Genomic DNA, 11,941 nt, shown 5'->3' with positions numbered 1-11,941 from the left:
TCGGTCGTCTCGGTCTCGGTCGTCTCGGTCTCGGCGGCCTCGGTCGTCTCGGTCTCGTCGGCGGCCGGCGTCTCGTCGTCGTCGTCGCCGCAGGCGGCGGCGATGAGCGACAGACCGGCCACGACGGCAATCAAGCGGCGTGGTGCTCGCATGAAGGTCTCTCCCCTTGTTGATGGCTCCGGATTGGAGGGTAAACGAACGGCTCACCGAGCGGTGAACCAACGTCGACAGTACGCCATCGCGTGCAGGCGTGCAAGATTCTTGCGCGATTTTCGTACGCTTGCGTTCCGCTTGCGGATCTGCATACGCTGCGACCGCGACGCCTGCGCCCGGGCGGCGTCGACCGAGCCGGCAGAGAGGAGCGACCTTGCGGATCAAGTTGCACGACGTCGCTCAGCGAGCCGGCGTGAGCGAGGCCACCGTGAGCAGGGTCGTCAACGCCAAGCCGGGGGTCAGCGACCGCAAGCGAGCCGAGGTGCTCGCCGTGCTCGCCGAGCTCGGCTACGAGCCGCCCGAACTGCGCCGCACCGATCGGCTGCGCACGATCGGCCTCATCGTCCCCGAGCTCGACAACCCGATCTTCCCGGCGTTCTCCCAGGCGATCGAGGCCCAGCTGGCGAGCGCAGGATGCATGGCGGTGCTGTGCTGCGCAGGCCGCAACGGCTCCGCCGAGGCCGACTACCTCAGCACGCTCGTCGACCAGAACGTCGCCGGCATCATCGTCGTCTCGGGCCTGCACGCCATCGACGACGCCGACCATCGGATGTACCACGCCGTGGGCAACCGAAGGATCCCGATGGTGTTCGTCGGCGGCGGCGTCAACGGTCTGTCGGTGCCGTCCGTCTCCACCGACGAGGCCGAGGCGGCCCGGATGGCCGTGGCGCACCTCGCCCATCTCGGCCACGAGCGAATCGGCTTCCTGACCGGACCGCGCAACCACCGCGGCGTGATGCGCCGGCTCGAGGGCTACCGGTCGGCGATGTCCGCGACGAACGGCGACGTGGACGACAGCCTGATCGAATCGTCGCTGTTCAGCGTCGAGGGCGGGCGGGTCGGCGCCCACCACCTGCTCACGTCGGGTGCCACCGCGATCATGGCCGGCAGCGACGTCATGGCGCTCGGCGCCATCCGAGCGGTCCGTGAGACCGGCAGGGACGTGCCCGGCGACGTCTCGGTCGTGGGCTACGACGACACCGACCTGATGGCGTTCACCGACCCACCCCTCACGACGATCCGGCAGCCGGTCGCCGCGATCACCGATCACGCGGTCGAGCTCCTGCTCGCCCAGATCGGCGGTGGTCCGGTGACCACGTCGGAGTTCCTGGTGCGCCCCGACCTGATCGTTCGCGGGTCGACGGGTCGAACCCAGGCGTCAGTGCTCGCCAGGTCGTAGCGCGGTCAACGCAGCGCTGAGTCGGTCGTCGCTGGCGCGATCGATCGCGTCGTCCCAGGTGAACCATCGGATCTCCTGGCTCTCGTGCTGCGGCGGCATGGGGTCGGCGGCACCGCCGTCGACCACGTAGCGCAGATCGAGGTGGGTGTGCCCCCGGCCGCCGGCGTGGACGTCGACGTGGGCGAGACGTGGCAGACCCTGCGGGTCGAGGTCGGCGAACGCAACGGCGAGCCCGGTCTCCTCCTCGGCCTCGCGCCGGGCCCCGTCCCAGGGGGTCTCGCCCGGATCGACGTGGCCGCCCGGCTGCAACCACATGCCGAGTCGGCGGTGCTTGAGCAAGATCACACCCCGCGGGCCGACGACGATCGCCGACCCGGTCACGTGGACTAGGTCGGCGTGCTCGTCGAACGGGTCGGCCAGCCGGTCGTACTCGACGAGGAACCGCTCGATGCTCGAGCGCTCGACGTCGTCGATCGGCTCGCGTTCGACGACCGTGCGTCGCACGATCTCTCGCATCTCACCACCCACGGCGACCGACCGTACCCAGCGAGCAGACGGAATCGAGAAGAAAAGTGGACGAACCGCTTGAGTTCCGCACCTTTCGGACCGATACGGGAAGTACAGCCGCATCCCGAGGGGCTGGACGACTCACATGGAACCACACACACAGTTCTCCCCCCGAGTGTTGCTGGCGATCGACGACCTCCGCTTGCGGCGCACCAACGAGGCAGGCCTCCGAGCCGCCGGCTTCGCCGTCAGCGCCCCGAGTGATGCCGAAGCGGTCAGCGTGCTCGCCGAGTCGTTCTCCCCCGATGTGCTCGTGGTCGACACCGAGATGAGCGGCGTCGACGACCGCCCGCTCTACCAGCAACTGCGCACCGAGACCGACGGCTACATGATCTGCATCGAGCCGGCCGGCCGCGACCGCGCCCGGGTCGAGCTGCTCCGCTCGGGCGCCGACGACGCGGTCTCGGTACCGGTCACCCCCGACGAGATCGCCGCCCGCTGCCATGCCCTCATGCGCCGACCGCGCGAGATGCGAACCGACTGGGATCCGGTCCAGCAGTCGGTCATCAGCCTCGGCCCGCTGGTCGTCGACACGGGCCGGCACGAGATCCGGCTCGGCGACTCGGAAGTCGCTGCGACCCGCATCGAGTTCTCGCTCCTCGAGCACCTGTGCCGACGCCCCACCGAGGTCGCATCACGCACCGAGCTGCTCGAATCGGTCTGGGGTCCGAACTGGGTGGGCGACACGCATGTCGTCGACGTGCACCTCTCCAACCTGCGCCGCAAGCTCGACAAGGCCGCACCGAACCTCCGTGTCGTGCACACGGTGCGCGGCGTCGGCTTCCGCATCAGCAACGACATCCTCGACGCCGCCGAGGAGCAAGCCGTGACCGGTATGCCGGCGGCGATGCGTGAGCAGATCGAGCCGGCCGACGAGGCCGCCGAAGTCTCCGCCTGACGTCACGATCGGGCGACCGGCCAAGCGGCCCGCCAGGTTCGCGCCTACGCGTACGTGGCGAGGATCGACCACCGGCCCTGCTCGACCCCGACCAGGTGCGCCACCCCCTCGTCGGTGACCAGCTGGAAACGAGCGAGTCGCCGAGCCCGCCCACCGGCCCACCAGCGCTGCTCGACCGGCCAGGGCCCCGCCCAGGCGACCACCCGATGACGCCGTGACCCGGCGACCAGCGTGACGGGGGCACCGCTGACGTCGCCGCGACCACCGACCCGAACCGACTCGCCGTGTTCGTCGAGGACCTCGACCGGTTGCTCGTACACCACCGACGGCGAGGGGCCGTGCGACGACCCGGGCCATGGGCCATCGCCACGATCGAGACGGTCGTCAGCATCTTCGAGATCGGACGCTGCGGCCGGCACCAGCTCGTAGCGTTCGCCGGGCAACCGGCCGCCGCGCCACATCGGCACGTTGACCGCCTGCTCGCCCGCCAGCCCGCTCAAGCGGCCGATCGCTCGCGCTGCGTCGTGGTCGGCCTGGGAACGGCCGCCCCACAGCCCCGCCTGCACACCGTCGTCGCCGCGGACCTCGTCGGGCACCAGCCTGACGAGCGCGACACCGCCGCTCAGCCCACCCGGCTGGCGCGCCCACCCCTCGAGCTGCCAGCGGACACGCTCGACCATCGCCGGCGAGGAGAGGCCCTGGTTGCGGTACCACGCTCGCTCGCAGCGCTCGCCGTGATCGGTCTCGACCTGCACCACGAGCCGCACACAGACCCGGCCGGTCGCCGAGAGCTCGCCCGTCAGCCGGTCGGCCAGGCGCTTGGCGACGAACACGACGGTGTCGAGCTGTTCGACCGGTTCGGCGAACGGGTGCTCGACCGACCATTCGGGCGGCGGGTCGGTCGCCGCCGACGGCCGGGCATCGGCACCACTGGCGAGGCGGTGCGCATGGAGACCGTCGACACCGAAGCGGCCGAGCACATCACCGACATCGAGTGCCGCCAGCTGGCCGAGCGTGCGAAGACCCAACCGGGCGAACAGGTCGACGAGCTCGGGGGTGATCTCGCCGAGCTCGCGCAACCAGCCGATCGAGAGTTGGTCGACGAAGGCCGGTGACCCACCGGGAGGCACGACGACCACCCGGTCGCGCAACCTGCCCGCCCGCCGAGCGGCGATGGCGGACGCCGAGCGGCCGTCGGCGACACCGACACCCACACGTGCGCTGACGCCCAGGTTGGCGACGGTGGTGTCGATGACCAGTGCGGCCAACCGCTCGGCGGTGGGACGCTCGCCACCGAAGTAGCGTGACGGGCCGCGGGAGGCGAGGGACAGCCAGCCGGGTTCGACGACCTCGAGCCGCGGCGCCATGTCGGCGACCGCCCGAACGAGCGGTTCGAACTCGCGTGCATCGCGGTCGGGATCGTGTTCGATGATGCCGAGCTCGGGACAGACACCCTGAGCGGCGCGGCGGCGCTGCCCGGCGAGGACACCGGCTGCCTCGGCTGCAGGCGTCCTCGCGATGACCCGGTTGGCCCGGAAGACAGCCGCTGGCTCGTCGGCCGGGAGCCGCGCGGCGACGGTGGGCCAGTTCGGGCACCACACCGTTGCGAGCCGCGGCGTCATCAGCCCGCCCGGCTGAGCTGCAGGTCGTGCTCGACGGCGCGTTCGTCGACGAGCACGACCTGACCGTTGGGCCCGGGCAGCCACAGGTCGAGCTCGACCGGGCGCGGCACCCGCCGGCCACCGACGCTCACCCGAGCCCGCCTGCCCGTCAGATGACCCCACCCGCGCCCGATGCCGGCCCACGACACCGCGGAGGTGGTGAGCTCGAGATCGCAGGACACACCAGGCGACCGCGACCCGACGGCGATCATCACGACACCGCGGGCCTGGAGCCGGTTGCGCACCTTGCGGACGACACGTTCCGCGCCGGGAGGCGGACACGTCAACACCACGTCGAAGCCGTCGGCTGCCGCCGCGACACGCTCGGCCCAGTCGGCTGCGCCGGCCGCAGCGACGATCACGACCCGCGAGAGGGGGACGCCGAGCTCGGCCGCCGCCTCGATGCCGAACATCGGCACACCGACGACGGCGAGCCACGCACCCCCCATCACCGGCTTGGCGGCCAGCGCCAACCCGAGCGACATCGCCGCCGGGCCGGCGCACCCGACCACCCTCCCACGCTGCAAGCCGCCGTCGGGCAGGCCGTGCGCCAGTGCATCGACGACGGGGATGCATCGATCGCGGCGAGGCGCCAGAGCGGCGAGGGTGGTGACCACCAGCTCATTCTACGAACAAATGTTCGATCACGCCAGTGGTGATCGGCTCGACGTCAGTGCTCGGCGCCGCCCCGCAACCCGTCGAGCAGCGAGATCATCTCGGACACCCCGCATGCCGCTGTGTCGGCATGCAGCTCCTGCGCGTGCTGCTCGTCTCGGATGGCCTGGCCGCCGACGATGACCGGCACGCCCAGCCCGGCGTCGCGGAGCGCTGCGCACGCCTCGGCACAGGCCTCGAGGTGCTCGGGGTGCGTGACCGACAGCGCGACCGCCACCAGGTCGTCGGTGGTGGTCGCCGCCGCCACGAAGGAGCTGCTCGGGGTGTCGGCACCCAGGTCCGACACGTCCCATCCGGCGAGCCGGAGCAGATCGGCCAGCACGGCCACGACGATGCCGTGCCGTTCCCCGACCGGCGCGCCCATGACGACCGTGCCGCGGGAACGGCCGCGGCGCACGCAACGCGAGCCGAGCCGGCCGATCAGGCGCGTCGCGATCCCCGAGGCACGATGCTCGATCGAGATGTCGATCTCTCCGGACTCCCACCGGGAGCCGATCGAACGCATCGCGGGGGTGAGCATCTCGAGGTACACGCCGCTGACGCTCGTGCCCGCCGTCATCGCCGCCTCGACCACGCTCCATGCGCCGGCCGCATCACCGGCGACGAGCCGCGACTCGAGGCGCTCGCTCCAGGGTGCGGTCTTGTGCCCCCCGGTGGGTTGCTCGGCTCGGTGTCGCCGGAAGGCGTCGAGCACCTCGGCCGGCACCCGCCACCCCCCACCGGCCTTGTACGCCTCGAGTTGCCCGAGACGGACGTACCGGTAGGCGGTCATGTAGTGCACGCCGAGCTCGTCGGCCGCCTCCTGCAGTGTCAGTACCCCCTCGGACACGAGGCTCAACGTACGGGCGGCACCGGCCGTCTGCGTGACCGTGCCCGACTCTGCTCGACAGTCGGCGATGCTGCGTCAGGGCGCCGACGGCCGGGTCGGGCCGCGCCGTCAGCCGCCCTGCTTCGCCTTCCAGCGCTCACGGGCGGCGCGGCTGCGCTCGAGCAGATGCGGCGGGACGCGCTTCGCGGCCTCGGACAGCTCCGCGCCTCCCCCGCCGTCGCCGGCGGGCTCGGCCGCCGGTTCGTCCGGCTGGAGATCCTCGAAGGAGGGCGGCTCGACACCGGGCTTCCAGTAGCGGTACATCTCGACGACGATGTCGGCGAGGCCCTCGGAGTCGTAGCCCTTCTCGAGGTCGACGGTGACGATGTTGCCGTACACGTGCACGGCAGCGACCCGGCCCGATGCGAACAGCTGCCGCGCCAGCGCCGCCGACGGCGTGTCCCCGTCGGCGTCGAGCATCGAAGCGAACCGTTCGTGACCCATGCCGGACAACGACCGATTGAGCTCGAAGCGCACCACGCCCGGGGTGCTGCTCGGCTTTTCGACGACTCCGACGAGCTGGCCCATAGTGGGCGACACGTTAGTGGGCATCACCCCGATGACGGCAACGACGACGACGCCGACGACGACGAGGATGACGGGGATGTCGGCAGCGAACGCTCGAGCGCCCGCGCCAGCACGTCGGGGAACTCGTCGGGCGTGCTGGCCATCACCGTGGCGCCGAGCGCAGTGAGATCGGCTGCCACCACCTGGTCGTGCACCGGGGCGCCCTCGTCGCTCAGCGCCAACAGGCAGAGCACGGTCACGCCGGATCGCACGAGCTCGGCCGCCCGGGCTCGCAGCAGATCGAGGTTGCCGCCCTCGAACAGGTCGCTGATCAGGACGACGACGGTGTCGGTCGGGCGGGTGATCAGCCGGCGGCAGTACCCCAGCGCCTGGGCGATGTCGGTCCCGCCGCCGAGCTGCACGCCGAACAACACGTCGACCGGGTCGTGCAGCACCGGCGTGAGATCGGTGACCGCCGTGTCGAACGCGACGAGCTGCGTGCGCAGGGCCGGCAGCTGGGCGAGCACGGCGCCGAACAGCGATGCGTACACGACGCTGTCGGCCATCGAGCCCGACTGGTCGACGGCGATCACGACGTCGCGGGCGAGGCTGCGCTGGCGGCGACCGAACCCGATCAACCGCTCGGGGACGACCGTGCCGTACTGCGGCTGGTAGTGCCGGAGGTTGGCGTGCACCGTGCGCAGCCAGTCGACGTCGCCCGCACGCGGGCGCCGCGACCGGTTGGCCCGGGCCAGCGCACCGTGGACCGCCGTCCGGGTGCGGTCGGTGAGTCGCTCTTCGAGCTCGGCCAGCACCGTTGCGACGACCTGCCGCGCCGTCGCCCTGGTCTCGTCGGGCAGCAGGTGGTTGAGCTCGACCAGGAGCGTCACGAGATGCACGTCGGGTTCGATGGTCTCGAGCAGCTCGGGCTCGAGCAGCAGCTGGCGGAGGTCGAGGCGTTCGATGGCGTCGCGCTGCATGACCTGCACGATCGGCTTCGGGAAGTAGGTCCGGATGTCGCCGAGCCACCGGGCGACACGGGGCGCCGACCGGCCGAGACCACCGCCGCGCCCCGACCCGCGTCCGCTCGATCGGCGATCGTCGCCGTCGGTGTCGTAGACCGCCGCCAGCGCGGCGTCGATGCGAGCGTCGTCGCCCGCCAGATCGGTGCCGACGCCATCGGCGTCCCCGCCCCCGAGCACGAGTCGCCAACGCCGCAATCGTTCGCCCTCGGACACGCGCAGGAACACGTCGTCGCCGCTCACCGGTTCGCCTCCGGCAGGCCGAGCATGTGACGCACCGTGACGAGCGCCTGCCACATCCGCGCCTCGTCGACGTCGGGCCCGAACCCCGCCGCCGGCTCACGCTCCGCGCCGGCGATCAACCGCCCGAGCTGTCGGCGCTCGGCCGCTTCGAACGACCCGAACGTGCGCCGCAGCAGCGGCACGGTCTCGTCGAAGGCGGTGCCGGTCAGCGACGACAGCCACCGGTCGACCACCGCGCGGAGCTCGGCGTCGTGCACGAGCACCGTGCCGCTGCCCGCCAGGAAGCCCTCGACGAACGCGGCCCCCGCAGGCGGCGGCGTGCCCGGCGACAGCGCTCGGCCGAGCCGTTGCTCGACCCGGCGCGACACCCAGTGGCCGCTGTCGTGCAGCAGCCGCGACGCTCGGCCCTGCACCCGGCCGTGCCCCTTGGCGTCGGCGAGCTGCGCCAGCACCTCGGGAAAGGCGCGCTCGCGCGCCCGGTGGTCGACCAACGACAGCGCATGCTGCATGCGGCTCATCCGTTCGACCATCACGGCCGCCGCATCGTCGTCGAGCGATGCACACGCCGGTGCGAGGCCGGCGAGCACGCGCACGACGAGCCCGTCGAACACCGACTCGATCGCCCTCGCGTCGGTCGAGCGGACGTCGCCGTAGCGCTGCGCCTCGGCCAGCGGAGCGAGCGCGGCCATCAGCTGGCCGATGTCGGGGTCGTTCGCGGCCCTGGTGGCCAGCACGTGCACGATCGGGTCGATGGCGTCGGGCAGCGCGGCGAGCAGCGCCTGATCGAGCGCGCGGGCGATGTCGACCAGACTGTCGGCGTCGCGCGCCCGATCGGTCAACCGGTTGCCCGCCGCCTGCTCGACGGTGGTGCCGTGACCGGCGAACTCGATGACCCGGATCGACCACTCGGGCCGCCAGACCAGCCGCCACGTCTCGCGGAACGTGCCGCTCGATCCGCGGCCGGCCTCGAGCGTTCCCCACGGCACGCCGATCGCGTTCAGCTGGTGGATGAGGTGGGAGCGGCGCAAGCCGTTCGGGGTCCGCAGGTCGAGCTCGACGACCCGCTCGTCGGCGTCGGGTCTGAGCCTGACGGACCGCTGCCGCTGCGCCAGGTCGCGGGCCAGCGGCACCTGTGGCGCACCGTCGGGCACGGTGCCGATCGACGAGCCGACGACGAGCCGGCGGCGGACCAGCGGCAGGCCACCCATCACGGTGTCGGCCGCGTCGAGGACCTCGTCGAGGCCGGGGCGCGGCCGGCCGCGCATGGTCGCCAGCGTGTCGGCGAGCCGGGTGGCGGCGATCAGGTGGTCGGGTGAGGCGGGCATGTCGGCGGCGCGCAGCACGGTTGCGGCATCGACGAAGAAGCGGGCGACGCCCTCGGGGCCGGGATACCGGAACACGTGGTCGTACCAGCCCGGGGACCGAACCCCCGCGCCGTAGCCGGTGGCGCTCGCCAGCCGCTCGTGCGTCCACGGCACCCAGCTCACCGCCACCTTCACCTTCGGCAACCCGCGCAGCGTCGCTGCGTCGGCCGTGGCGGTCGGAGCGGCCATGGTGGTCGGGGCGCCCGCGGTGCCCGTGACGTCGAGCGCGGGCACGTGCCACGCACCGCACACCACCACGACGACGTCGTGGCCCTCCTTCAGCGCCGCCCTGATCCGCTTGCGCATGTGCGCCTCGCGCCGCGCTTCGGAGGCCGACGGCACCGTGCCCGACCGCACGGCGGCCATCGCTTCGGCAACGGCGTCGAACGCCGGCACACCGTCGCCGCGATGCTCGATCACGTCGTCCCACCAGCGCTCGGCGTCGGGCTCGCCTGCTGCGGCTGCGAGTGCCCCGAGCGGGTCGACCGGGGCATCACCCCGGATGATCTGATCGTCGTCGCGGCCGGCGGCCAGCGTGGTGGCGAGCGGGAGGTCGATCGCCTCGACGGCGACGCCGTGGTGGTTCGCCCACCGGATCGCACACCACTCGGGGCTGAACGACGCCAGCGGGGCGAACACGGCGCGGTGCGGCTCGTCGACGACATGGCCGAGCAGCGCCACGGGTGGCAGGAGACCCTCGTCACCGACCCACGCGAAGGCGGACGTGGTCTCGGCCGGTGACTCGACCAGCACGATCGAGGGCTGCAGCTCGTCGAGCGCCCGCTCGACCGAACGCGCCGATCCGGGGCCGTGGTGCCGGACGCCCAGCAGGTGCAGCGACATGCGACGGCGCCCCTCAGTCGAGCGCTCGGCAGGCCTCGTAGAAGTCGCCCCAGCCGTCACGTTCTGCGACGACGCCTTCGAGGTACTCGCGCCAGGCCACGCCGTCGTGCACCGGATCGCGGACCACGGCCCCGACGACCCCGGCCGCCACGTCGTCGGCCGACAGCGACCCGGTGCCGAAGTGCGAGGCCAGCGACAACCCATTGGTGACGACCGAGATCGCCTCGGCCGTCGACAGCGTGCCCGACGGCACCTTGAGGCTGGTGGCACCGTCGGCGGTCACCCCCTCGCGCAGCTCGCGGAAGACGGTGACGATGCGGCGGATCTCGTCGGCCGCGGGGGCGATCGCCGGCAGCGACAGCGCCGTGCCGAGCTCGTTCACGCGCTGGGCGACGATGGCGATCTCCTCGTCGGCCGACTCGGGAAGCGGCAGGACCACGGTGTTGAACCGCCGCCGGAGCGCCGAGGACAGATCGTTGACGCCGCGATCACGGTCGTTGGCGGTGGCGATCAGGTTGAAGCCCCGGGCCGCCGCCACCTCCGAGTCGAGCTCGGGGATCGGCATCGACTTCTCGGACAGGGCGGTGACCAGCGCATCCTGCACGTCGGACGGCATCCGGGTCAGCTCTTCGACCCGCGCGATGGCACCGGTCTGCATGGCCCGGTAGATCGGGCTCGGCACGAGCGCGGCCTCGCTCGGCCCGTCGGCGAGCAACCGGGCGTAGTTCCACCCGTAGCGCAACGTCTCCTCGGTGGTGCCGGCGGTGCCCTGCACGAGCAGTGTCGAGTTGCCGCTGATCGCGGCGCTGAGGTGCTCGCTCACCCACGTCTTCGCGGTACCCGGCACGCCCAGCAGCAGGAGCGCCCGGTCGGTCGCGAGCGTGGCCACGGCGATCTCCATCAGCCGCCGCTTGCCGACGTACTTCGGGCTCACGACGGTGCCGTCGGCGAGCTCGCCACCCATCAGGTACGCGACGACCGCCCACGGCGACAACCGCCAGTTCGGAGGCCGCTCGCGGTCGTCGCACGCGTCGAGGGCAGCCAGCTCGGCGGCGTACTGCACCTCGGCGTGCGGCCGCAGGATGTCGGTCGACCCGTCGCCGTGCCGGTCGTCGTCAGCGCTCCCCATCGCCGCAGACGTTACCCACCGGGTGTGCCGGTCGCCCCTGGGATCGTCGTCGCCGGCAAGCACCGCCCGATGTGACCGAGGGCTCTGGCGATGCGGCGCGACGGTGCCGACACTGGAAGCAGAGGGAGGTTCCCCCGCGCTGAAGGGAGGTTCCCATGAAGGTCGATCGACGTCGGTCTGCGCGTCGTTGCGGTGCGGCGGTGGTGTTGGTCCTGGCCTGCGGAGCGTGCTCGTCGAGCGACGACTCGGCGACGCTCGACACACCGACGACGGTAGCGACGATCGAGCCCTCGCCGACGACGAGTCGGGCACCGGCGCCGACCACCATCGCGCCGACGACGACCGTCATCGTCGCATCCGCGCCGCCGCTGCCGAGCGAGGCGCTCGGCGACATCGAGGTCTCGATGCTCACCCGGGTGCCGCGCCTCGACGTCGAGTGGACCACGACGTGGCTCGAGCAGCCGGACGGCAACCCGGTCTCGCTCGTCTACACCCGCCTCGCCGGTGGCGAGTACGTGGTGGTCGGCGTGGCGTCGGCGCCACCGGCACGGCAGCAGATCTACACGTGGCGCTCCACCGACGGTGAGACGTGGACGCGTTCCGAGGCTGCGTTGCCGGCGGGCCTCTGGTTGCACACGATGTTCTCCTGGGACGACGGGATCGGCGCGATCGGCGACCGCATCGACGATCGACAGCCGATGCTCTGGCACGCCGGGACCGACGGCACGTGGGAACCGGTCGACTTCGGCAGCCTCGATCTGACCGATGTGG

The 11,941-nt window shown here is 72.1% G+C and carries 10 protein-coding genes and 1 pseudogene; 3 read left to right on the top strand and 8 right to left on the bottom strand.

From position 1 onward, the window contains the following. The first annotated feature begins 367 nt into the window (after positions 1-367). Entirely contained in the window at positions 368-1,393 is a 1,026-nt protein-coding gene (locus QNJ12_RS21715; RefSeq protein WP_367281837.1) for a LacI family DNA-binding transcriptional regulator, read from the top strand. On the opposite strand, the gene QNJ12_RS21710 is transcribed toward QNJ12_RS21715, so the two are convergent. After that, positions 1,373-1,909: an NUDIX domain-containing protein gene (locus QNJ12_RS21710; protein WP_300625898.1), complete on the bottom strand. Its 537-nt coding sequence runs from the start codon at positions 1,907-1,909 to the stop codon at positions 1,373-1,375. The genes QNJ12_RS21715 and QNJ12_RS21710 overlap by 21 nt on opposite strands. A 136-nt stretch (positions 1,910-2,045) precedes the next feature. On the opposite strand from QNJ12_RS21710, the gene QNJ12_RS21705 reads away from it, so the two are divergent. After that, on the top strand, positions 2,046-2,858 hold the full coding sequence (locus tag QNJ12_RS21705; protein WP_300625897.1) for a response regulator transcription factor: 813 nt from the start codon (positions 2,046-2,048) through the stop codon (positions 2,856-2,858). A 44-nt stretch (positions 2,859-2,902) separates the two neighbouring features. Here QNJ12_RS21705 and QNJ12_RS21700 read toward each other — a convergent pair whose 3' ends face one another. The 7 genes from QNJ12_RS21700 to QNJ12_RS21670 all read right to left on the bottom strand — a co-directional run bounded on the left by QNJ12_RS21700 (position 2,903) and on the right by QNJ12_RS21670 (position 11,170). Then, positions 2,903-4,480 (bottom strand): DNA polymerase Y family protein, encoded by a 1,578-nt coding sequence (locus QNJ12_RS21700; RefSeq protein ID WP_300625895.1) that lies wholly within the window; start codon positions 4,478-4,480, stop codon positions 2,903-2,905. After that, the gene (locus QNJ12_RS21695; RefSeq protein WP_300625893.1) at positions 4,480-5,136 is read right to left on the bottom strand and encodes a hypothetical protein; all 657 of its coding nucleotides are present in this window, start codon (positions 5,134-5,136) and stop codon (positions 4,480-4,482) included. The genes QNJ12_RS21700 and QNJ12_RS21695 overlap by 1 nt, the downstream gene beginning before the upstream one ends. A gap of 53 nt (positions 5,137-5,189) precedes the next feature. After that, positions 5,190-6,023 (bottom strand): cobalamin-dependent protein, encoded by an 834-nt coding sequence (locus QNJ12_RS21690; protein ID WP_300625892.1) that lies wholly within the window; start codon positions 6,021-6,023, stop codon positions 5,190-5,192. Positions 6,024-6,131: 108 nt separating this feature from the next. Next, the gene (locus tag QNJ12_RS21685; RefSeq protein ID WP_300625890.1) at positions 6,132-6,590 is read right to left on the bottom strand and encodes a hypothetical protein; all 459 of its coding nucleotides are present in this window, start codon (positions 6,588-6,590) and stop codon (positions 6,132-6,134) included. Positions 6,591-6,613: 23 nt separating this feature from the next. Then, entirely contained in the window at positions 6,614-7,834 is a 1,221-nt protein-coding gene (locus QNJ12_RS21680) for a VWA domain-containing protein (RefSeq protein ID WP_300625889.1), read from the bottom strand. Next, on the bottom strand, positions 7,831-10,041 hold the full coding sequence (locus tag QNJ12_RS21675; protein WP_300625888.1) for a DUF5682 family protein: 2,211 nt from the start codon (positions 10,039-10,041) through the stop codon (positions 7,831-7,833). Before QNJ12_RS21675 ends, QNJ12_RS21680 begins: the two co-directional genes overlap by 4 nt. Positions 10,042-10,054: 13 nt before the next feature. After that, on the bottom strand, positions 10,055-11,170 hold the full coding sequence (locus tag QNJ12_RS21670) for an AAA family ATPase (RefSeq protein WP_300625886.1): 1,116 nt from the start codon (positions 11,168-11,170) through the stop codon (positions 10,055-10,057). Positions 11,171-11,370: 200 nt separating this feature from the next. Between QNJ12_RS21670 and QNJ12_RS21665 the strand changes: the two are divergent. Continuing rightward, positions 11,371-11,941, top strand: a pseudogene (locus QNJ12_RS21665) (hypothetical protein); the annotation flags it as partial.

Source organism: Ilumatobacter sp. (assembly GCF_030065885.1).
Classification (GTDB): domain Bacteria; phylum Actinomycetota; class Acidimicrobiia; order Acidimicrobiales; family Ilumatobacteraceae; genus Ilumatobacter.
Note: the sequence above shows the minus strand (reverse complement) of the source record. Positions and strands in the feature narration are given on the sequence as shown.